The organism is Sphingomonas sp. FG14, from assembly GCF_057809675.1.
Map to the genome: position 1 here is coordinate 35698 of NZ_JBMDKK010000018.1, position 21326 is coordinate 57023.

The 21326-nt window shown below is 62.3% G+C and carries 18 protein-coding genes; 4 read left to right on the forward strand and 14 right to left on the reverse strand.

The genetic code is table 11. The annotated features are described in order from the left end of the window. Positions 1–18: 18 nt before the first annotated feature. Positions 19–1638, reverse strand: a complete 1620-nt coding sequence (locus ACODTA_RS25795) for a PRTRC system ParB family protein (RefSeq protein WP_371421310.1) — start codon at positions 1636–1638, stop codon at positions 19–21. 97 nt (positions 1639–1735) lie between these two features. Further along, positions 1736–2749, reverse strand: coding sequence for a deazapurine DNA modification protein DpdA family protein (locus tag ACODTA_RS25800; RefSeq protein ID WP_062787883.1), 1014 nt, complete (start codon positions 2747–2749; stop codon positions 1736–1738). Positions 2750–2836: 87 nt separating this feature from the next. Between ACODTA_RS25800 and ACODTA_RS25805 the strand changes: the two genes are divergently transcribed. Further along, positions 2837–3325 carry a hypothetical protein gene (locus ACODTA_RS25805; protein ID WP_030090562.1) on the forward strand — a complete coding sequence of 163 codons (489 nt, stop codon included), beginning with the start codon at positions 2837–2839 and terminating at the stop codon, positions 3323–3325. Between the two features lie 3 nt (positions 3326–3328). Here the strand turns inward: ACODTA_RS25805 and ACODTA_RS25810 are convergent, their stop codons facing one another. The 12 genes from ACODTA_RS25810 to ACODTA_RS25865 all read right to left on the reverse strand — a co-directional run bounded on the left by ACODTA_RS25810 (position 3329) and on the right by ACODTA_RS25865 (position 18317). Then, entirely contained in the window at positions 3329–3829 is a 501-nt protein-coding gene (locus ACODTA_RS25810) for a thermonuclease family protein (protein ID WP_369805560.1), read from the reverse strand. Beyond that, the gene (locus ACODTA_RS25815) at positions 3829–4029 is read right to left on the reverse strand and encodes a hypothetical protein (RefSeq protein WP_030090560.1); all 201 of its coding nucleotides are present in this window, start codon (positions 4027–4029) and stop codon (positions 3829–3831) included. Before ACODTA_RS25815 ends, ACODTA_RS25810 begins: the two co-directional genes overlap by 1 nt. A 42-nt stretch (positions 4030–4071) precedes the next feature. Beyond that, complete coding sequence (locus tag ACODTA_RS25820; protein ID WP_062787886.1) at positions 4072–4680, reverse strand: DUF6927 domain-containing protein; 609 nt, start codon at positions 4678–4680, stop codon at positions 4072–4074. Positions 4681–4723: 43 nt separating this feature from the next. Further along, complete coding sequence (locus ACODTA_RS25825) at positions 4724–5665, reverse strand: ArdC family protein (protein WP_030090556.1); 942 nt, start codon at positions 5663–5665, stop codon at positions 4724–4726. Positions 5666–5766: 101 nt separating this feature from the next. Further along, positions 5767–7872: a ParB/RepB/Spo0J family partition protein gene (locus ACODTA_RS25830; RefSeq protein ID WP_037505400.1), complete on the reverse strand. Its 2106-nt coding sequence runs from the start codon at positions 7870–7872 to the stop codon at positions 5767–5769. A 105-nt stretch (positions 7873–7977) separates the two neighbouring features. Beyond that, on the reverse strand, positions 7978–9669 hold the full coding sequence (locus tag ACODTA_RS25835) for a strawberry notch C-terminal domain-containing protein (RefSeq protein ID WP_366017764.1): 1692 nt from the start codon (positions 9667–9669) through the stop codon (positions 7978–7980). Positions 9670–9871: 202 nt separating this feature from the next. Further along, positions 9872–10876 carry a tyrosine-type recombinase/integrase gene (locus tag ACODTA_RS25840; RefSeq protein ID WP_489070034.1) on the reverse strand — a complete coding sequence of 335 codons (1005 nt, stop codon included), beginning with the start codon at positions 10874–10876 and terminating at the stop codon, positions 9872–9874. Further along, on the reverse strand, positions 10873–11787 hold the full coding sequence (locus tag ACODTA_RS25845) for a tyrosine-type recombinase/integrase (protein WP_489070036.1): 915 nt from the start codon (positions 11785–11787) through the stop codon (positions 10873–10875). Before ACODTA_RS25845 ends, ACODTA_RS25840 begins: the two co-directional genes overlap by 4 nt. After that, on the reverse strand, positions 11781–13328 hold the full coding sequence (locus ACODTA_RS25850) for a tyrosine-type recombinase/integrase (RefSeq protein ID WP_489070038.1): 1548 nt from the start codon (positions 13326–13328) through the stop codon (positions 11781–11783). Before ACODTA_RS25850 ends, ACODTA_RS25845 begins: the two co-directional genes overlap by 7 nt. Positions 13329–13473: 145 nt before the next feature. After that, positions 13474–15927, reverse strand: coding sequence for a strawberry notch-like NTP hydrolase domain-containing protein (locus tag ACODTA_RS25855; protein WP_489070040.1), 2454 nt, complete (start codon positions 15925–15927; stop codon positions 13474–13476). A gap of 75 nt (positions 15928–16002) precedes the next feature. Beyond that, the gene (locus ACODTA_RS25860) at positions 16003–16848 is read right to left on the reverse strand and encodes a DUF7146 domain-containing protein (RefSeq protein ID WP_030092781.1); all 846 of its coding nucleotides are present in this window, start codon (positions 16846–16848) and stop codon (positions 16003–16005) included. A 164-nt stretch (positions 16849–17012) separates the two neighbouring features. Next, the gene (locus ACODTA_RS25865) at positions 17013–18317 is read right to left on the reverse strand and encodes a replication protein RepA (RefSeq protein ID WP_062787891.1); all 1305 of its coding nucleotides are present in this window, start codon (positions 18315–18317) and stop codon (positions 17013–17015) included. On the opposite strand from ACODTA_RS25865, the gene ACODTA_RS25870 reads away from it, so the two are divergent. The 3 genes from ACODTA_RS25870 to ACODTA_RS25880 all read left to right on the forward strand — a co-directional run bounded on the left by ACODTA_RS25870 (position 18300) and on the right by ACODTA_RS25880 (position 21305). Continuing rightward, positions 18300–18524 (forward strand): hypothetical protein, encoded by a 225-nt coding sequence (locus ACODTA_RS25870; protein ID WP_126000574.1) that lies wholly within the window; start codon positions 18300–18302, stop codon positions 18522–18524. The two genes, ACODTA_RS25865 and ACODTA_RS25870, sit on opposite strands and share 18 nt — an antisense overlap. Before the next feature lie 335 nt (positions 18525–18859). Continuing rightward, the gene (locus ACODTA_RS25875; RefSeq protein ID WP_062787893.1) at positions 18860–20062 is read left to right on the forward strand and encodes an AAA family ATPase; all 1203 of its coding nucleotides are present in this window, start codon (positions 18860–18862) and stop codon (positions 20060–20062) included. A 259-nt stretch (positions 20063–20321) separates the two neighbouring features. Further along, positions 20322–21305, forward strand: coding sequence for a ParB/RepB/Spo0J family partition protein (locus ACODTA_RS25880; RefSeq protein ID WP_030092784.1), 984 nt, complete (start codon positions 20322–20324; stop codon positions 21303–21305). Positions 21306–21326 lie beyond the last annotated feature (21 nt).

A 21326-nucleotide genomic window follows, 5' to 3' on the forward strand; every position in this document is an offset into this window, starting at 1 on the left:
TTGGAAAGTTGGGCGAGGTCAGGCGGCCAGTTCGGTGACAACCTCGTCGGCCTTGGCGGGCGGAAGCGAATTGGGCGGCGCATAGCGGCCATCGAGGGCCATCGCGCTTGGCACCCGGCCAGCCCAATCGAACCCGACAGCATTCAACATGCCGGAGATCAGGTCGCCCTTCTTGGCGCCGAGCAACTTTGCGAATGCCTTCTCGCCCATGTGCGCGACCAGGCCGCTCTCGGCGGCAATGAACTTGAGCTCGTCCTTCGTGTATCGTTCGAGAAAAGCGCGATCGACCTGCCAGACTGTCCGGATGTCGATGCCGAAGGCGCCGGCGAGATCGGCGACGTGCGCGAACGACTGGACGTCCCGGGCATATGCTGCCCCGATCGCAGCCAGCACCGTGGTGGCCTGAACCTCCGATAGCTCGCGGATCTCTGCGATCTTTTCCTTGAAACCGCGATCGGGGAACGCGGCGTCGACCAGCAGTGCAGCGCGCGAGGTCAAAGTGCCTGACTTGATGTGCGAAAGCGTGCCGGTCAGCGCTGCCACGAGGATCGCCGCCTGGGCGTTCAAAGGATCGTCGGCCAGCCCGCGGGCGAGCGCCGTGCGCCATGTCGCCTCCCGCAGGTCGGTCGTGCGGCCTGCGATGGACTTTGCGGTAACACTGGGCCCGGTGCTGGTGGAAACCTTGCGCACGACGGTTCCGCGACCGACCAGAGGTGCTGAAGGCGCTGCGTCATCGGTCAGACCGCCGATCTCACCGCCGTCCTCGTTTTCGTCGCCATCGTCGGCGAGAGCGTCATCATCGCCGTCATCGTGTTCGATCGCTGCGGCGGCGTCCTCGGCCTCGGCGGCCGCCTCCGCATCACGGCGTGCAGCTTCGACCGCCTCGGTCTTTAGCTGGAAGCAGGTAGCGTTGGTGCAGTGGCCATCGTCGACATGGGTGTCGAACAGGGCGCGCTGCGTCCCTGAATTGAACGGACAGGTGGTGCATTCCGTTTTGTCGAACAGGGCATCGGCGAGGCGCTGCGTGACCTTCATGAGAAGATCGCGGGTCTTTGCGATGTCAAGGCCGGCCGCGATGATCGTCTCGAGCGCCTTGTCCTGCTTGTCGGCGGGAACGGCGGCGAGCAATTCGGCGTGTCCGACCTTGATCCGGCGCTCGTCGAGCGCGGTTTTGACGGTCTCGGAAAGGTCGGCGAGCGCGAGCCGGCGGTCCAGCTTTGCGCGGGACCAGCCAAGCCGCCGTGCAGCTTCAGCCCGGTCGCCTTGGCACGCCGCGAGATAGCGAACGGCCGCGTCCGCCTGCTCGGTCTCGGAAGGATCATCGCGATCGTCGTTTTCGGCAATCGCCGCGTCGAGCGCCTCCTGGTCGGTCATCTCCCGGATCAGGACCGGCACCTCGGCGTTTTCGCCGAAGGCTTCCATTGCGGCCCGGTAGCGGCGACCGCCCGCGACGATCGTGAAATGCTCCGGCAGGTCGGCAGCGGGCCGAACCAGCATCGGCTGCAGCATGCCTCGCAAACGCAGGGAGGCGACGAGTTCGTCATGCTTCTTCCGGTCGAAATAGCGGCGCGGATTATAGCCCACGGCAATCCGGGCGAGCGGGACCATGGCGGTCCCGACAGGGTGCGATGCGGTCAAGGCGGTTCTCCTAGTGAGAATGGCGGTGCACGCGCTTGCTCGCGACGCGCACCCTTTCGGTGAGCCTGATGCTCACCCTTCCACTCCCCCTCCCCTTTCACCGCTCCGCCGTCTGGTCATGGAAGATGTCGGCCGCCCATTGCTCGAGCCACGGCTCGAACATCTCATCATGATCAAGATCGCCGGACTCGATGAGATCGCGGATTTCGGTACGGGCCTGCGCGATTGCGGCCTCCCAGGGATCGATCGGCGGAGGATCTGCGTCAGCAGGCCGTTGCTGCGGAAGGCGGCGCGGCCGCTCGGTTAGTCGGTGGTACTGACCGGCGAGCCATTGCTCCATGTAATCGGCCACGACGCGATCGGTCTTGGAGATCCCCGCCTTCAGGGCTGCCCGACGCGCACCGACGCCATAGGCCTGGCTGTCGATCGACGCGACCCGGTGTGCGAAAGGCAGAAGGAAGGGCAGTGCCGTGCCCTTGACGCCGAATGCGTGGAGCAGAACACCGGCCGGAAGAATCTGATCGAGATGGTCGATGACCGCGATCAGGCCTTCCGGTCCGTGAATATCGCGCCGGCACATGCTTCCGACACCGATCAATGCGCCGGGGCGGAGCGAACCCCAGAGCGCATCGACACAGCGCTCATAGTCGGATGGTCGCCGGCCCTGGATCACAGGCATCAGTCTGTCGGCTATTCCGGCATCCTCGCCCAGGATGCGGCAGTCGCGATTGGCGCGGATGGTGCGCGACAGGCGGTCGAAGACTTCGTCGCGATCTCGCGCGATCTCAGCCTCGACGCAGTAATCGGCACTTGCCCACCATTGGAATGGATAGGCCGCCGCGAGCGATACATAGTCCGACAGGGACCACGGGAAGCCACCATAGCGCGCAGTCGCGACGAAGCCTGCGGAGTCCAGGCAGAGGCCGGACAAACCCCGTGCATTCTGGAGTTGCCCCAGGCGCCATCCGGTCCATTCCCGCCAGCCGCGCTTTTCGGACCAACGTGAAAGCGCGTTCGCCGAGATGAGCGCGGTCCGGCCAAGCGCGCGTGCCCGCTGAAGGATCGGCCCATCGTTCAGGTGCGGAAGGCCGACGATGACGTTGATGGGCATGATGCGCGCTCCGCTCGCAACGGAAGCACGCGGACAATTGACGGTCGCGCATGTTCACGTTACGTTCTAATGAGTAGGAGATTTGCCATGACGACGCCCAGCATCCGACACCTGTTCGATCTCGACATAACGCTGCGGGATGCGGCGCTGGATATGGAGAACCGGCCGACCCGTCGGATGATCGCCAATGCGGCGATCGGCATTCATGTCGAGGACGCCTACTATTCGGTGCGGGAGCTGCGCGAGGCGGTAAGCTGGGTGCATGAAGGGGTTTCGGCGGGCAAGCTGAAGCTGGCGGAGATCCTGGGCAATGATGGTGCCGACGATTTTCAGCGCTGCATCTATTTCTGCCTCGCCGGCCGCGGCGTGGTGTCGATGCTCGACGATCTTGAATGGCTGGAGGATCTGCTGGAGCGGCGCGGGCGCATCGCAGGCGAACAGAAGCGCCTGAAGGAGACGGTGATGCCGCTCGTGAACCCCTATGTGGCCGACGCGCCCGATGGGCCGTTGGTCAGGATGGACGGAAATTTCGAGCAGGGACCATCTTGGTGGGCCGACCCGACTTTGTCGGCCTGACCATCAGCGCTCGCAGCTCAGGCGGTTCCCGTGCCGCCAGCGCGACGGTTCGATCCAGTCTCCGGCAAAGGCCCCTGCCCTTTGCCTCCTGGCCGAAGCGAAGGCCGCATTATATGCGCGCAGGCGAGCGGGATCGTCTCTGAGATAACTCGCCTGCGGGGTCGCGAGACCCGCGCGGATAAGACGCTCTCCCAAATCCGCGCCGTCGACTGTAACGACCGCAACGGGGCGGCCATAAGAAGACGAAGACACGAGCCGGATCGTCGCGGCCTTGGAACGCAGGGCGTTCGCGGCGAAATCCTGTGCGGCCTTCCCACACTGCCAACATCCCGAGGCGCGCCGACAGAGCTGCCCGCGCTCGAATGCGTCGACCCCAAGCAACCGGAAATCGACGGCCACGGTATCGCCATCGAGCGCCCGCGCCTTCGCGTCGAAACTCTGAGACCATGAGGGCGATGTGAGAGCGGCTCCGCCCGCGAGGATGATGGCCGCCGCGATCCGGATCAAAATGTCATCTCCACCTCGACATGATCATCGGCCGCCGGCGTCGTGCAGACCCGGAATGGTTGCAGCGGATCGCCAGTGCGGACGATCGACAGCCTACCCGGCCGCTCGTCGAATAGGCGACCTGCGACGCGATTGGCGTTCTCGCGGCTGCAAAGCTGCAGACGCTTGGGCGACAATTCAAGACACGCGGCAAACATGATGGCTTCTCCCTGCTGCGGGAATGATACTGGCTGACGCACTCATGCAAAGATCGTCTTGTGAACCTTAGTGACCGGCAGGATCGTCCAGTCGCGCTCCATGAACCGGCTGATCGCATAGCCGCAGCGAGTCGCGGGATCGCGGAAACTCAGGCGGCGGCCGCGCTTCACGACGATAAATTCGTCACCCACATGACCATCGGAGAAGGTCAGCGCCTGGGCCAGTTTGATCCGGTCGCCGTCCTCGATCTTGCGCGATCGGCGGGCCAGGTTGGCACGGCACCGCGCGCGCCAGTCGAGGGCGTGCTCCCGGTCGGTCGGGGTCAGAAGGTCGAGAATGTGGCGGGGACAGCTATCCTCATAGGGGCCGACAGATTCGTCCATATCCTTGTAGCCGAAATGCTCGCCGGACTTGCTTTTGGGATTCCACATCACCTTGCAGACGATCGCGAAAACCTCCTTGCCGACGCCGTCGATCATCACCTGAGCCGCAGCATAATAGGTGCGATTCTGGGGGCAGGATGAGGCGAGCACCTTCAGTCCCTTGATCGTCCCGTCCGCCTCGCGGCTATAGGTGAATTGCGCGTCCAGATAATCCTTGGCGGTCTTGTGTCCGCCCATGTGGAAACGGGACATGGTGAGCCAGCCCATCGGTATCTCCTGTGATGTCGGGGAAAATTCGGATTAGCGGCGGTCAGGCCGCCTCGAGGATCTGCCTGACCCCCTCGGCCGATGACGCCGTGTCGTCGCTGTCGCCAAACGCCAGAAGGTAGTTGAAGGCCTGCTCAGCTTTCGAGGCGGCGTGAATGATTGCGGTCTTGTCCGCGCGCAAAATGCCGAGCCAGTGGGCGACGTAGCTCGCATGATTGTCGTGCAGTTCGTTCGGCAGATCCAAATGCGCGCAAATCAGGCCGCTTCCGATCTCAGCCACAAGCTCCTCGAAACTATAAGCTTTGTCGCCGAACCGCTTGCCGAAGGTCCGGGCAAGGCGCGAGCTGCCGCCTGACCAATGAACGGTCTCGTGTGCCCTCACCGAGGCGTAATGATCCATCGTTGTGAATGACCGCCGGTGCGGCATCTGGATGAAATCAAATGTCGGGTGGAAGAAGGCGCGATCGCCGCCATGTCGAACATCTGCCGGCACATGATCGAAGAACTCGTCGATGGCAGCTTGCCGCGCAGATGGATCGATCGGCGCAGGGGTCGCGTCGTCCGGATAGAAATAGGCGGGCAGCCCATCGATCTGATCGGCGTTGAACACGAGATAATGGCGAAGGAAACGAATGCTGCGTTCGCTCTCGGCACCGGTCACCCGGTCCGACTCGGTCTTTTTGAAGCTCGAATAATAGACCGAGAGCGAGCCGTGCTCCCCCCGGCGAACATGGCCGCCGAGCGCTTCGGCCTGGCGATACGTCATCCAGTAGCGCGAGCGATAGCCGTTCGCGTCTGCGATCGCCCAAAGATAGACCGTGTTGATCCCGGTATAGGGCGTGCCGCAGTGTCGGAGCGGACGGCCACCGGCGCCGGCAACCCGCCAGGGCCGAGTCCAGGGCGGGACGCCTTCTTCCAGCTTTCTGATGATGAGGTTGGTGATTTCGGCCGCGACGTCGCGGCTCGGACGGGCTTTCGCAGGCATGGCTGATGCTCCAGCGGGATGACGATGGGGTTCGGGAGAGGCAAGCGTGCGGGAGGGGACGATCGCGCAAGTGGCGCCGACCGCCCCCCTGTCCTGCTGGGTCAGGCTTCGACCGGCTCGATCACCGTATCGTCCGCGACCGAAGCGCCTTCCGCCATGTGATCATCCGACAACGCAGAGCGATCCGGCTCGCCACCGAGACGATCGGTCGGGCACGGGGCCGCAGCACCAAAGCGCATCGCGTCCGGCACCCATGCGAGCACAGCGTCCTTCGTCTCGGGCTCGACAATGGCCGCCCCGGCGAAGAGTTTTTCACAGCTCTCCGAGATCTCCGCCTTCTTCAGGGTGGCGTGCCGAGCCGTCAGCGCGCCGCCGCCGACGTCATGAAGCAGGCTCAAAATGCTGCCCTTGTTGACCCGATCGAAGAAGTTTTCCGCGGTCGGACGCCACCAGCTCGCAACGTCGATCTCGAGGATCGAGGCCAATCGATTGTGGATCGCGACCTGGCCGCTGGCCCCGCGCGGCTTGGCCTCGATCGACATGGCAACGATATAGGCCAGCCACTGCGCCTTGCTGTCGTCATCGAGCGCGCGAAACCCTTCGAACCGATCGATTTCGTGATCGTGGTCGCACCATCCGGCATCAAGGCCATCATGCGCTTCGGCCAGGTAGGACCGGGCGCGTGAGCCGGGCAAATCCGCCGTGACGGGATCCTGCGGGGCATCAGCGCAGATGGTGGTGCCATATTGAACGATCTCGTCGGCAGAACCGCCGCCGGCGAAAACCCGGGCGTCGATCATGACGAACAGCGCGTAATCGAGCGCGAGCGCCGGCTGAGCGAGCAGACAGGATGCGAGAATATCGCGGCGTTGTATGGCAAGCTCGTCGTAGAGCCGATTGCTGAGCGGCTTGCCGCCAGGTGCCACAGCTTCGGGTCGGCGAGCTGGCTCGGGCGAATCCTTCACGCCGACGCGAAACCTGCCCGCCCCGCCCTCGTCGGGTTCGCCGGGATTTCCGCCGCCCGCATCATCGATCGCGTCGGGTTCTTCGACGATGAGCTCCTGCTCGCTATAAAATTGGGTGTCGAGACGCATCTCGCCCTGCGGCGTCAGAAGCAGAAACGCGCCGACATGCGGCCGCAGCTCATCTGGCAGCACGGGCGCGCGATGCTCGATCGCCTCGGCCTCGGCGATCAGTCGGTCATCCTCCTGGTCCAGGGCCTTGTAGGCATCGGGCGAGATGGATTCGTCCTGCATTTCGGCCTCGAGCTCGGCGCGGCGCGCCTCGATCTCGCCAAGGCGGGCGGATTGCTCCTCGGTGAGCGCGGGCGGCTGCAGGATGGCACGGTAGAGGCCGTGGGCGGCGTTGTGGGCGTAGTTGCTGGCGATCGGCCTGATCCAGGCAAGGCCCGTCTCCTCACCGATGCGTCTCGCTTCGGCCTCCATGATGTCGCCGGCGAGACGGTGCGCGATCTCGGGATTGTTCCAGCGGTCGTTGCCGTCGGTGAAGAGGTCGCCATCGACCTTGCCGCCTGCCGCGCGATACCGCTCCTCGCCGACCAGAATCGCGATCGGATCGCTGGCCTTGAGCGTCTCATTGGCGATGACGCGGCGGATGGTGTCGGCCGTTACGTGGCCATTCTGGTAGCTGTTCCAGACCAGAAGCTGCTTGTCGTGGCTTTCGGTCGACGCATAGGCTTTGGCGATGTCGAGCGTGATCTCGCTTTTGCTCAAGGCGTCGAAGATCGGCGCTGCCAGCGAGGCGAGGCGCAGGCGCCCCTCGACGAAGCGACGTGTCACGCCGAAACGCTTTGCGACAGCATCGAGATCGCCGGTCGAGCCGATGAAGTGCTGAAAGGCGCGGCATTCCTCGGCGGGGGTCATCTTGAGCTGATGGAAGTTGGTCGCCGTGGACGTTTCGGACAATTCGGCATCGTCGCCGGTAAGGATCATGACGGGGACATCGAAATCGGCTTCCGAGATCGTACCGCGCTCGGCGAGCAGGCGAAGCGCGCGCCAACGGCGTCCGCCATCGAAGACCTCGAAGGTGCCGCGCGGCTTTTTGGCGGGCGTGACGAGCAGATTCTGAAGGACGCCCTTGGCCTCGATACTGGCGGCCATGGGTTCAATCTGAAGCTGTTCGTCCGGTGCGGTACGGACGTTGATCGGCGAGAGCCGCAGCTTGGCGAGTTTGATGGTCTGGATCACCGGGGTCACTCCTCTTGGCGTCCGGCAATTCCCGGACACCACCCCGTTCCCCCTTCCCTCTTTCCCAAGAGCGGCCTCGGTCGTTTGACCAAGGGCGACCCGCGCTCACCCAGGATCGGCGAGAATGCGCCCAAGGATGTCGGCGGCGATGCTCACCGGAAGGAACACCCGTGTCCGGTACTGAATGATCTCGGTGAAGCAGCCCAAGGATTTCAGCCAGGCGAGCTGATCCGACGGCGCCCCGACTATCTCGATGCGATGATTTCGGTTCACCATCGCGCGGCGGATCGTCATGGGGAATGGGCGGGCAACATCAACGCTTCGACCGGAATGGGCCGATTTGATGATGTCCGAGGGCGGCAGGTTCTCGGCGCGATCGATGCCGAGCTTGGTGAAAAGCTGGACAACGTGCTCGTCGAAAACGAGGCGGCCGAGCCAGCTATTTCCCGCTTTGTCAGCGATGCGGTTGACCACCAGATGATCGCTGGGCAGCGCCGACCAGATCGGCAGAAGCAAGCCGGTCGCGAGGCGGATCGTCTCGGTGTCGACCTTGTTCGCCGCTTCATCGGCTTCGGCCTGCCATTTCGCGCAGAAGGCGTCCCGATCGACTATTTTCCAGGCGCTCTCGAAGAGCTCATGCTCGCGGATATATTCCCGCCGGGTCGGCCTCGTCAGCTCGAAGCGCGGGATCGGCGTTCCGTCCTTCTCCTCCATGAGCGCTCGGGCGCGGGTCTGCAGCGCGACCATCCCCGACTTGGCGTTGAGCAGAAATACGGCGGTGCTATCGCTGTCGGCGATACGCAGCACGCGCTCCAAGGTGACAGGGGTCCGCCGCCGCGCGATCTCGATGGTCAGCAAGTGCGACGTCGCCCCGCTGACCGGGTCGGTCCGGAGCAGTGTGTCGTCGATCAAGGTGGCGGAATCGACGAGGATCGTCTCGACACCGACATCGAGCCGGCCAGCCTCCCTCGCCGCCGATACCCGTGTCTCGACCAGGGACAGAAACTCATCGAAGATGCTGTTCTGCAGGCCGATGGGAAGCGCGAGGATGCGATTTAGCCATCGCTGGATGGGCGGCAGTTCCTCTTTCAGGACGCCGTCCTTGTCGCAGAGCTCGAGACCGGTCCGATCCTCGAATTCCGAATGCGAGATGCTCTTGAGCTTGCCATCGACCAGCAAGTGGAACCACGTCACCAGCGCAGCGCAAGCATATTCGCTCTCCAGATTATCAGCCGGGTCGAAGAGATTCTGACCGCCGGTCTGGCGCTGACCCCGTGTGAGTGCGCCGAGGCTGTCGAGCCGCCTCGCAATCGTGCTGGTGAAGCGGAGTTCGCCTTTGCAGTCGGTCGTGACGGGCCGGAACAGTGGCGTGCTCGCCTGATGGGTCCGATGGGTTCGGCCAAGGCCCTGAATGGCGCGGTCCGCGCGCCAGCCCGGCTCGAGCAACAGATGGACGCGTTGCTCCTGGTTCGGCACGTCCATTGATGCGTGATAGGATCGCCCCGTCCCGCCGGCGTCCGAGAAAATGAGGACGCGCTTCAGCCCCTGCATGAAGGCCGCGGCCTCGGCCTGACTGGTACGGGTCGAACGGGTTTCCAGCTTCTGCCGGCCGTCGCCCGTCGAGATTAGGCGTTTTGTCCGCCCAGTGACTTCCGCGACACGATCATGCCCGAAATGCTCCAGGATGCCGTCGAGCGCCGACATGATCGGCGGCAATGCGCAAAGATGCTCGATCATCAGCGCGCGGGCAGCTTCGGCTTCGGGATTGTAGACGGGATTACCCGTCTCGTCCGTCATCGGCTCGGAGCGCTGCGTGCCTGTGTCGTCGGTGAAGACGCGCATTTGGCGAGTAGGGAAAGCGCGCTCGAGATAATCGATGACATATTCTTTGCAGTCGCAGTTTATGTCGAGCGTGGCGGCGGGAGGCGCAGGTTTCCTTCGGTTTTCCATGATTTCACTCCAGATAATGTGAGGGTCAGACGGATTGTTCGGAGATGGGCTAGGCCCGCCTTCGAACGTCGGTAAGCATGGTAATCAGGGCATCGGATGGTGGCTTGAAGCGCCCGGGCCTGATGGCGGGGGCACCGTGAGCCGCGAGGATTTGCAGCTTCTCCTCGGGATCGGCGCGCAAATAGGTCTCGGTGCTCTGGATGCTGGCGTGGCCAAGCCACAACGCGACCTTGCGGATGTCCCCGGTCGCCGCGAGCGTGAGCATCGCACAGGAATGCCGCAGCACGTGCGGCGTAACCCGCTTGCCAAGGATCGACGGCTGCTTCGTTGCTGCGGTCTTGACGTGCTCGGCCAAACGGAACGCAAATCCGTCGCGGGTCATGGGCTGCCCGTTGGCATTGAGGAATATCTCGGCAGCTTGCGCGTCGGGCCGGATCGCTAGCCACGCGCGCAATGCGAACTGGGTCTCCTTCCAGAGCGGCAGGACCCGTTCACGCCGACCCTTGCCCATGATGTGCACGGTGGACAGGGAGCGGTCCGGAAAATCGCGCAGCTGTATGGTTACGAGTTCCGACACCCTCAGCCCGCCAGCATAGGCCAGATGCAGCATCGCGCGATCGCGGGTGCCAAGGCGTGTCCGGGGATCCGGAGCATCGAGCAGAGCCTTGATCTCGGTCCGGTCGAGATAGTCGATCAGCGCCTTGTCGGTCTTCTTGGTCGGGATAGATCTTACGCGGAGGGCCTGATCAAGGCAGGCCGGAATCCGATACTCGATGTACCGGAAGAAGGACCGGATCGCGGCGAGCCTGCCATTGCGGGTCCGCACGCAACTGCCGCGCCCGGTCTCGACATGGTCGAGGAAGGCCAAGATCATGTCGGGGCCGAGATCCTCGATCTCAAGATCGGTCGGCCGACGCTTCAGCCGACCGGCAGCGAACTGGACGAGGAGAACGAAGCAGTCGGCATAGGTCTTCACCGTGTGCGGACTGACAGCGCGTTCGCGTGGCAGATGTTCACGCAGGTATGCCGAGAGATGCGGAGCGAGCGCCGTCATGCCACTTCTCCCCGGTGAAGTTGTTCGCTGGCGGCAGCGACGTCACGCAGCAGCACCGGAGTGGCTTCGAGATACCAATACGTGTTGGCGACCGACGCGTGCCCCAGATAGACACTGAGTCCGGCCATGTGGTGTGCGATCACCTCCCTGTCGGGTGGGCAGGACTCAAGGGAACGCACGGCGAAAGTGTGCCGCAAGTCGTGTAGCCGCATCCCGGCCGTTCCAGTTGGTCCGCGGTATCCAAGCTGTCGGGCCAGTCTGACGAACACGATGTGCGCGCGCACTTTATGGGGAGCTCTTCCCCGGATGGTCACGAACAGGTCATTGCCTATGACGCCGAGCCTTGCCCGGGTGGCGAGATATGCTTCGAGCGCCTGACGGGTCGATGGCTGCAACGCTACAAGCCGCTGTTTACCGAACTTGCCGTTGCGGACGATCAGGCCATCCTCGACCAGATCGCTGCATTGTAGCGCAAGAGCCTCGGAAATCCGGAGGCCTGTCGCCGCGAGCAGACCGAACAGGTAATGGTACGTGTATGGGCTGATCGTGCCTTGGGGTGGAACGTCCAATGCTGCAGTCATGATCGCCCGCACCTGATCCGGTTCAATGATGGTCGGCGCAGGGCGTGCTCGCTTGCCCCGGCCGAAGACGCCGGCAGGCGGAACTTCGTGGCCTGAATCCTCGGCGTGAGCGAAAAGGCTGAAGTTGCGCACGGTGTCGAACCTCCGGCGGCCCACGTTCTGCGAGCTCGACGTTTGGCACCAGTCGTAGATCCGCTGGACCTGGGTGTGCCGATCGCCGAAACCCTCGGCGTAGGCAGCGTACTGGCGGAGCATCCGGTCCTGTTCGGAATACTTGCGACCCAGGCTGCGATGCAGAGCGACGTATCTGGAAGTGTGCATGTTCAGCATGACAGGTCTCCGGGCCAGGGCTGCGCGATCTTCATGAGCATCGGCAAATCGACCTTGGCGTAGATGGCAGTGGTCTCGGGCGAGCTGTGACGCAGGATGGTCCCAACGGACTCCAAGCCCGCGCCCGCGCGCAGCAAGCTGGTGGCAAGCGAATGCCGGAACATGTGTGACCCAGTTGGCAGACCCTTGATCCCGCCGCGCTCCCGCGTGCGAGCTACAATGCCGGCGATCTCGGCGGAGGAGCGGAACGGCCGAAACGGGGCTTGGGCGCGTAAGAACAGATGCGGGTCGACGGCCTTGGGACGAGCCGTATCCAAGTAGGCAAGGATCGCGTCGCCGACATCTTGGGGCAACGGCAGACGGTCGGGCCGACGCGTCTTGCCCTTGACCCGGATGTACCCGCCCCGCCAATCGATATCGTCGAGCCGCATGTCCCGGACATCGCCCGCTCGCAGTCCGAGCCTGGCGAGCAGGAGAATGATGGCCTTGTCGCGGACTTCCACCGGACGACCTGTCGGACAGGCTGCAACGATCTTCTCGATCGTGGCCGGGTCGACGTGGCGGGGCAGCGTCGAAAGGCGGTAGCGCTGCACCGATGGAATCGCGTGCAACAATGCCGGACGACAAACCCCCTGCACGATCAGGAACCGGATGTAGCTCCTCATTATCGTGACGAGCAGCGATGCCGACCCCGGCGTCTCCTTGCTTCGTCGGTTGAATGCGCTCCTGAGAGCGGCGGCATCCCATTGCGACGGCTCGCCCAGCATCGGCATGAGCCGCGTGATGTCGGACCGGTAGCGACGGATCGTCTCGTCGGTCGCGCCGCGATGTTGCTTGAGCCATGTCAGATATGCCGACATGTGCGGGTCAGCGTCCACAACCGGTTCAACCGATGGGATGACACCCCGACCTCGCAGAAACTCGACGAAGTGCCGAGCGCAGCGCCGCCGCCGCTTCATACCCGAGGCGGCCAGCTCTCCTCGCTTACGCCAGACCGGACAGCGACAATCATGTGCCGCGTACTGGTCGATGATGGTGTCGTCGATATCGATCCACCGCCGTCGTGCAATGCGAAGCCAGGCCACGACATGCTCGGCCTCGGATCGATAGGACTGCGCCGGTCCCTGTGCGAGTTGCAGGTGATCGATCGCATCGGAATAGTCGGTGAGGTGCCGTGGCAGATCGTCAATCCCGTCGTCGACTTCCACGTAGCCTTGATCTTCCAGGAAGCGGACGAAGCGTCTGACCCGCGCTGCAATGTCCGCCTTATATCCTGGCTGCTGCGCCGAATACCGGTGGCACCGGCACCGGTGCTTCTCGAACCGCCGAACAGCCCGGTCGCTGATCTTGCGGATCGCGATCCCATGCAGATCCAGCCAATGCAGGAAATGGCGGACAGCAGCGCCATACAGAACCGCGCAGGCTGACCTCTCGTCGAGCGACAGAGAGGAGAGGAATGCGGTGAGTAGGGTGCCGTGACTGGGCGGGTCTTCGACCCGGAGCGCGGTCGCTCGAAACGGCAATGATAATCTTGTTCGCATGTAGCTTCCTTCGACTTGTTGAGGTCGAAGGATCTGTAATCATCTGGAGTGAAATCATGGAAAACCGAAGGAAACCTGCGCCTCCCGCCGCCACGCTCGACATAAACTGCGACTGCAAAGAATACGTGTAATGTTGAGCTCAGCATTAGACGTATTCACGAGGGCTGAGGTCGATTTCGAGGTCGACGCGCTCATCCGGGCTGAGCATGCCCAATCGCCGGTCGAGGATGGACTCGGCCGTCGTCACCAGTTGAAGCACCACCGACTGGCCCGCCATAAGATGCTCGCCGACCGCGGCGATGACCGTTGGCAGCTTCATCGAAAGCAGCACCTGGCCGAAGAAACGCTGCTTGGTGGACTCGAAGCGCGAGCGGGCCGATGCCTTCGCCCCGCTATTCAAAGTGGTGTTCTCGAGACCATCGACGACGCCGGTGAGTTCCAGGGCTTTTTCCATGTTCCGGTGGATGATGGACCAGGCATTGGCGTAAGTGTCGTAGATCTCGATCTGCGCGGGCGTCAGTTCGTGCCGCAGGATCTCATATTCGACACCGGCGAAGCTCAGCGCTCGCGCCATGTAGAGCCCAGTCGCCTTGAGATCGCGTGCGACCAATTCCATGGCGGCGATCCCGCCCTGGCGAATGCTGGAGATGAATTGCTCGCGATTGGCGAACGCCGTCTCCGGTCCCCAGAGCCCGAGCCGCACGGCATAGGCAAGGTTGTTGACCTCGGACGCCCCCGTCGCAGAGGCGTAGAGGATCCGCGCGGCGGGCAGATGGTTCTGGAGCCGAACGCCGCTGATGCCCTGTTGCGATCCCTCCTTGGCTCCGAGTGCGCCCTCGCCTCCTGCGACACCGCCCATCTCGTGCGCTTCGTCGAAGGCGATGACGCCGTCGAAATCGGCGCCGGCCCAGTCGATGATCTGCTTCAGCCGGCTATGTTCCCCGCGCATCGATCGAAGGGTCGGATAGGTGACCAGAAGGACGCCCTGGTCAAGCCTGATGGGTTCGTCGATCTTCCAGTTCGATATGGGCTGAATGTCACCGGCGAGCCCGCCGAGGGCCGTCCAATCACGGCGAGCATCTTCGAGGAGGGGCGCGTTCTTGGTGACCCAGATATTGCGACGCCGCCCCTGAAGCCAGTTGTCAAGAATGGCGGCCGCGATTTGGCGACCCTTGCCTGCCCCGGTTCCGTCCCCGAGGAAGAAACCCTTTCGGTAGCCGCGGCCCTCCTCCGAGATAACGAGGCCGACACCATCCTTGTCCGGTGAGAAGCGCCCAGGGATCGTCTGAGCCCAGGCATGGCCGGCGTAAACGACGGTTTCGAGCTGGGAGGCCGAGAGCAAACGCTCTGTGACAGTCCGCTCCGGCAGCGAAGGGACGTAATCGGGGATCGGCGCTGGGATTGATCCCATGGCAACGGATTCGACGAGCGCAGTCGGGTGTTCGCCGGCTTTGTCGAAAACCAGGCGGCTTGGCCGATAGGGCAGATAGACGCCGGTCTGTTCGAGCAGCGGCGCCGGGGTTTCGAGCCTGGTGTAAGCAACCGGCAAGACATGGTTGCGCACGGCAGCGTGAAAGGCCCGGGGCATGGGCTTGGCGCTTTTGACCGCTCTGAAGAGCGAGATGCCTCCGCCCCGCTTCGGCGCGGGTGCCGGCTGATCTGCGACAAGGGACAGGCGAGGTGTCACGGTGAGAACGTCGAGCAGTTCCGCGATTGATCCACCCTGGATGACTTCTGGTGCGAGCCTGCCGGCGACCTTGTCGATGACGAAGATTCGCACGTCGATAGACGTGCCGTGTTTGAGATAGCAGCCTTCAAGTCGAACAGAGGCTTGCACTGTCGATCCGCGAAGGACGGTCTCGTAGTGGTCGCGCATTCGGGTGGTCGGTCCGAACCAGTCGGGCATGATGGCAACGAGGCGGCCCCCAGTCTGCAATCGGCGAAGTGCAGCCTGAAGATGCCGAACGGCCGCAAGATCATCGACGCCGCGGCCGAGCGACCGCGAAAACGGCGGATTCATGAGGATCAGGGAAGGACGCGGTGCGTCGCCAAGAGCAGCATCAAGAATCGCCCCATCATGGCCGGTGATCGTTGCGCCGGGGAAAACGCCGTGCAGGCGATCGCGGCGGATCGGATCGAGCTCGTTGAGATGCAGCGATCGATGAGCCCCAAGCTGTGCAACGAGCAAACCGTTGCCGGCGCTGGGCTCGAGAATGACGTCATCCTGCCGGACATCTGCGAGCAGAATCGCGACGGCCGCAATGTCGACAGGAGTCGAGAATTGCTGCCATTCGATCTGGTCTTCGCTCCGCACGGTCTGAGTGGGGAGGCGCTGCGCGAGGTCAATCCGCGCGGCGACATCGGCGAGGCTGGCCAGAGGCGCCAATGATCCACGGAGATGAAGGGCGAGTGCGTGCTCTAGCACCTCGAAGCTTGAGCGCTGCGTCCAGCGTCCTTCGGCATCGGTTCCGCCGAACGCCTGCACCATCGCCCGATTGAGATGTTGACGGGTGACCGGCTCGCCTGACGCCAGTTGGGATAGAAGGATGTGCGCAGCGGCACGGTCGCCGCGCTCGGCGGTCTGAAAAAGGTCGGTCATTTGGGAATCTCCTGCGCGGCTGCATCTGTCGCAGCGACACACCCTCGATCCCCCTCCCCTCTCTCCGCCCCGGGATCAGGTCCGGCAGTGCGCGTCGAGGAACTTTGCCCAATCCTTGAAAGCCGGCGGCGGCGGGTCGCGGCGGATGATGAGCCCGGGACGGGCATATTTCGCTTCGGCGGACGCCGCGGCGCGACGCCCTTCTGGATCATTGTCCTCTGCGATCAGCAGGGTCGTAATGCCGGGTGGAATGACCAGTTGATCGAGCCGCCTGGCGCCAAGTGAGGCCCAGCAGGGGATGTCCTTGATGCGGGTGTAGGCGCCGGCAGTCTCGAAACCTTCGGCGATCGCCAGCGTCTCGCCCCCTGCCCGGCCCCGCCATGCGCCTGTCCCAGGCACGCCGAGCATGACTTTTCGGAGGCACTTCGCTGTCGCAGGGTCGAGAAAGTTGCGCTGGATCGCGACGAGCTGCCGGATCTCGCGAACAGCAATCAGCAAAGCCGGTCGATAAACGGTTTTCGGCTTCGGGAGGTATGGGCAGCGCGAATGGAAGCGCACGTCGGCAGGCGCTGGCAACAAGTTGCGTCGCTCAAGATAGCGCTCGGCCAGCGTCCCTTTGACGCCAACGGCCTGCTCCCAGATGCGCGAGACATTGGCGCTGCCTTGCGGTCGATCCTGTTCCGGTATTGCATAATGTTGGCCGGTTCGAACCCGACGCAATTCCCGCAGAACATCATCGCGTGCGCAACCCGCGAAGCACGTCACCAGAATGCCGCGGTCACCTTGGCGGATCGAAAGACTTGGATCGTTGTCGCCATGTGCCGGGCAACGGGCCATAGCCCTGTAGCCGGTCCAGGTGCCGCCAAGAGCGCCTACGAGGTCAACAAGTTCCTGGGTCGGTCGTTTGGCCGTGAGTGGCATAGGACTACCTCCTGCTCGGTAGCCACATCCCCCCTTCCCTCTTTCAGCGCATGGCGCTGTGACCCGGACCTATCAACGATGAGGGTCGGCGCGCTCACGTTGATCGCTTCATCGGGCACGACTCGGGCTCGTTCGCAGGCGACGAACGGCTCGGACATCATCGGTCAATCGTCAGGCCGGTTCTTCCGCCGATCCGCATATTTGATCACGAAGGCCTCCCAGAGCCGCATCCATTCGGTGTCGGTCCGGGGCCTCTTGATATCGGCGAATCCCTTGCGGAATGCGTTGGCCATATCGTCGACTGACCAAGGATGGCCCTTAGTGAGACCGACACTCCGAAACGCCTGTTCGCGGTCGCCATAGGAAAGCGTTCCCGGCGGGAATGCGTGAAGCGGTTCGTCTGATTTCGCTGCGGGTTTCGTTGCCTGCGGAACGGTGCGAACCGATGATCTCGGTGCCGTTTCGACGCCTGGCGCCCCAACAAGTCGCAAATGGGGTCCGACCAATTTACGCTCCATCGGCGCTGGAGACGGATGAAGGACCACCTTCCTGCCGGAGAGATCGACGTTCGCGTTGGGATAAACCGCCGAGACGAGCTGCATCGTCTCCCGCACCGTTTGACGAAAGCGCTTGCTGTCAGCCTCGTTGCCGAGGTGCTTTGCCAGTTGATCCCAAGAAATGATCTGCCCCTTGTCGGAGCCGATCCGTGGGAGGCGATAGGCAAGATAGGTATAGAGATCGAGCGCCGTTGGCGTCCCTTTAAGCTCCCGGATCGCTACTTCGTTTAATGGGACAGCGTGCTCGATAAGGTGACTGTAGAAGACCTCCGACATACGGATTTCCCGCGCGAAGGTGCCGTTCTTGTCGAGTGAACCAGCATATTCATTTGAGATCTTCACATCGCGGACCGCAAAGGCGTTGTCGTCCGTTTCGGTGCCATCCCAGCGAATCTGCCACTCGCACGCCAGCAAGCGGTCGACCTGTTCGCGCATCAGATTTGCGGTGCCACGGGGGCCATAGGACACCGTTTGATAGCCAAGCCGCCGCATCCATTCCGTGAAGTTGCGGCCGAGATAGACGTCGCGCGAACGCTTCATTACCGCCTGTGAAAGCAGATAGATGAGCGCAACCCTGGGATAGGCCCCATATGGAACACCCAGGCTTCTCATGACCGACTTGCCATCGATATTTTGAAGAACCGGCCGAGGGTTGATTGCCAGCGCGTACTTGCCGTCTTCCCGGATAATCGGGAGCGTGTCGTCCTTCGGGCGCTTGGTCGGGAGCGACATGGCGCAAAGCGCGGAATGGAGAAATGCCGGGACAGGCTCTTCGTCGTGGACTCGCAGGAAGGCGTCGAGCGTCAATTGGGTTCCGGCAGTGGAGGCAAGCTTCCGGACATTCTCTGCACCGCCATCGATCATGGCGAGTGCATATTGGTGCCCAATCGGCCTATGCTGATCTCCGTTCATTGTTCCGCCCTTCCCCGAATCTCCGGGGTCTGTGATGGCGCTGTCTCAACAGGTTTGGGTTTCGAAATCAACCCTGTTGGCAGTTTTGGCGGGAAATCAGGGGTGAGAGTTGCAATTCGACCGATGATCTCGGTGCCGCTTTTGCCGAATCGCCCCTTCCCACTTTCAAAAATCGAAATTTTGAAGCCGATTCGCGAATCGGATTGATTCAGGGATTCATGTAATAGGTATGCGCTCCGAGATCATCGGTCTGTTGGCACCGAGATCATTGGTAGGACGCACCGAGATCATCGGAAGGTACTGAGATCATCGGTATTTATCCACAGGGCATCGCTCGGTGCAGCCGGACGCAGCAAGTTTTCGGAAAGCTTGCACCGACTCGGAGATCATCGGTGCGTCTCTACCAGGGCGCATTGGCATTACCTTGAAATCCGAAACGGCTCGGAGATCATCGGTAAAGTTGTAAGTTCGATGGCCAAATCGTTGCTCGAAACTGCCAACGTCGCTATTGTGGGCCATCAAACCCACAAAAGCGGAATCTCATGGCCACTGATCCCACAAATGTCCCCGCCGATGACCTTCTGGAAGGTGGCCTGGATGTGCTTCACCGTAAAGCGCTCACGATCCTCAAGCGGATCCGCGACAGCGCGGTCGATCCAGAGACAGGGCAGAAGCGAGCCCCCACCTTCCCTATCTCCAAGGCTGCATCACTTGTCGGACGCACCGCGTCGGCGATCCGAGAAGCTGAACGCGACGGGCGTTTGCCGGAGCGTGGGCGGACGGCTTCCGGTCATCGCGTCCAATATACGCTCGAAGAACTCGATCATATGCGTGAGGTGTTCGGAACGCGTCCGTGGCGCAGCCCGGAAGATCCACCCGCCATTCTCTCGGTCTGCAATTTCAAGGGCGGTGTCGGCAAGTCCACGATCGCGCTGCACCTGGCTCAGCACTTCGCGATCAACGGCTATCGTGTGCTGTTTATCGACTGCGACAGCCAAGCTTCATCGACAATGATGTTCGGCTACCGACCAGACGTCGATCTGGAGGAGGACGACACGCTCTATGGGCATTTCCATAACCCGGAATTGCTGGGTGTGCGAAAGATCATTCGGAAGACCCACTTCCATGGGCTCGATCTGATCCCTGCGAATTTGCGGCTCTACAATCTCGAATACGAGATCGCCGGCTACCTCGCGCGCAATCAGAACCTGAACATCATCGACCTGATCGCCGAGGCCATCGACTCGGTGGTAGAAGATTACGATGTGGTGATCATGGATCCGCCTCCAGCACTCGGCATGGTCTCCATGGCGGTCCTTCAAGCAGCCAATGCGATGGTGATCCCCGTGCCGCCAAGCCTGGTCGACTTCGCATCGACGGTGTCGTTTATCGACATGGCGAAGACCACGATGAAGCAGCTCGAGCAGCTCGCGGGGAGGGGGCGCCCGGCTTACAATTTCATCCGTCTCGTCGGCAGCCGGGTCGACGACAGCAAGTCGATGCATCGTGAGATACTTTCGATGATGCGGAGCGTTTTCGGAGGCTCAATGTCTTCTTCGGTGATGGTCACCAGTGCGGAGATCGACAATGCCAGCTCGCGGATGAAGACGGTCTTTGAACTGGAAAAGCCCGTCACTTCGCACGAGGTTTACAACCGGTGCATGAGGCATCTGAATGAGGTTTGCCGAGACATCGAAGAAGACGTTTTGCGGACCTGGCCGAGCCGGGCAGGGGGGCAGCTTTGAGCAGCAGTTGCCACGTGGCAACAGCGGGCAATTGTTCGCCGTCTATGGGGCTGAAATCTGCTAAGAATGATGCGTTGTTGCCACGTGGCAACCGAGCAAGGAAAGCGTTTATAAACAGTATCATGAGCCAAATTCCAGGATCAGTTTTCCCTCAGAAAAGGGGAGCCGAAGGCGAGGCGAATTTCGGTTTGTTGCCACGTGGCAACAGACCAACAAATCGGGTCTCCAAGATGCCGGAAATTCGAGTAGGAGCGAGCCGATGACAAAAGGAAATAAGGGCTTCGGCTCGATGTTCACCGAAGGCCTGGATAATGAGGCCGAGCTTGACAATGCGAGCCCCTCGGAAGGGATCATGGCGAGCCGAAGCCAGACCCTGGCGCGGATAGCGAGCGGCAAGACGGTTACCGATCGAACGGAGTGGGTGGACCCGGCTCGTTGCCGTCCCTGGCGGATGCACAATCGCGACCTGGACCATTTGTCCGAAGAGAGCTGTCGCGATCTGATCGACTCCTTTCTCGCGGCGAAGCGGCAGCGCATCCCGGCGATCGTGCGTCGTCTGAAGGACGATCCTGACTACGATTATGAGATCATCGCTGGCGTTCGCCGGTGGTGGACCGTCCAGTGGCTCCGCGAACATCATCATCCAGAATTTGATTATCTCGTCACGATCCAGACCGTCACGGATGAAGAGGCATTCCGGGTTTCGGACGTTGAAAATCGGTCGCGAAAGGACATTTCAGACTGGGAGCGTGCAAAGGAATATGCGCGAGCGCTGTCGGAGTTTTACGAGAACTCCCAGTCCCAGATGGCGGAGCATCTCAACCTCTCGCGGTCATGGCTGAGCCGCCTGCTGGATGTTGCGAGGCTTCCTGAGGAGATCGTGGCGGCATTTTCGGACACCCACGACATTACCGTTCGAGTGGCGCGCGATATCAAACCGCTGACCAGCGAACCGAAAACTCTGAAGCGAATGCGAGACGAGGCCGAGCGCATCGAGGCCGAGCGTAGGAATGGTGGTTCCAGTCTGACCGGACCCGAGGTGGCGAAGCGACTTGTTCGTGCGACCGTTGAGGCAAAGAAGAAGGAGACTGGCGAGCGAGAGATCACGGGCAAAGGCGGAAAGACGATTCTGCGCTATGCCAGTGCCAGAGGTGGGGGGATCACGATCAAGATCGTGCCCCGGACCGGCGCCACGAAGGCCGAGCTCATGAAAGCGATCGAAGAACTGTTGCCGGCGAGCTGAGCAAAACAAGCGAGACGGCGT

What these genes read in the sequence shown, in the direction of transcription:
- ACODTA_RS25825 (WP_030090556.1), bottom strand. Translation starts at nt 5,665, where the DNA reads ATGCCTGCGAAAGCCCGTCCGAGCCGCGACGTCGCGGCCGAAATCACC.
- ACODTA_RS25845 (WP_489070036.1), bottom strand. Translation starts at nt 11,787, where the DNA reads ATGCTGAACATGCACACTTCCAGATACGTCGCTCTGCATCGCAGCCTG.
- ACODTA_RS25870 (WP_126000574.1), top strand. Translation starts at nt 18,300, where the DNA reads ATGCTGATCTCCGTTCATTGTTCCGCCCTTCCCCGAATCTCCGGGGTC.
- ACODTA_RS25800 (WP_062787883.1), bottom strand. Translation starts at nt 2,749, where the DNA reads ATGCCCATCAACGTCATCGTCGGCCTTCCGCACCTGAACGATGGGCCG.
- ACODTA_RS25820 (WP_062787886.1), bottom strand. Translation starts at nt 4,680, where the DNA reads ATGGGCTGGCTCACCATGTCCCGTTTCCACATGGGCGGACACAAGACC.
- ACODTA_RS25840 (WP_489070034.1), bottom strand. Translation starts at nt 10,876, where the DNA reads ATGACGGCGCTCGCTCCGCATCTCTCGGCATACCTGCGTGAACATCTG.
- ACODTA_RS25880 (WP_030092784.1), top strand. Translation starts at nt 20,322, where the DNA reads ATGACAAAAGGAAATAAGGGCTTCGGCTCGATGTTCACCGAAGGCCTG.
- ACODTA_RS25865 (WP_062787891.1), bottom strand. Translation starts at nt 18,317, where the DNA reads ATGAACGGAGATCAGCATAGGCCGATTGGGCACCAATATGCACTCGCC.
- ACODTA_RS25850 (WP_489070038.1), bottom strand. Translation starts at nt 13,328, where the DNA reads ATGCGAACAAGATTATCATTGCCGTTTCGAGCGACCGCGCTCCGGGTC.
- ACODTA_RS25805 (WP_030090562.1), top strand. Translation starts at nt 2,837, where the DNA reads ATGACGACGCCCAGCATCCGACACCTGTTCGATCTCGACATAACGCTG.
- ACODTA_RS25860 (WP_030092781.1), bottom strand. Translation starts at nt 16,848, where the DNA reads ATGCCACTCACGGCCAAACGACCGACCCAGGAACTTGTTGACCTCGTA.
- ACODTA_RS25815 (WP_030090560.1), bottom strand. Translation starts at nt 4,029, where the DNA reads ATGTTTGCCGCGTGTCTTGAATTGTCGCCCAAGCGTCTGCAGCTTTGC.
- ACODTA_RS25855 (WP_489070040.1), bottom strand. Translation starts at nt 15,927, where the DNA reads ATGACCGACCTTTTTCAGACCGCCGAGCGCGGCGACCGTGCCGCTGCG.
- ACODTA_RS25835 (WP_366017764.1), bottom strand. Translation starts at nt 9,669, where the DNA reads ATGACGGACGAGACGGGTAATCCCGTCTACAATCCCGAAGCCGAAGCT.
- ACODTA_RS25875 (WP_062787893.1), top strand. Translation starts at nt 18,860, where the DNA reads ATGGCCACTGATCCCACAAATGTCCCCGCCGATGACCTTCTGGAAGGT.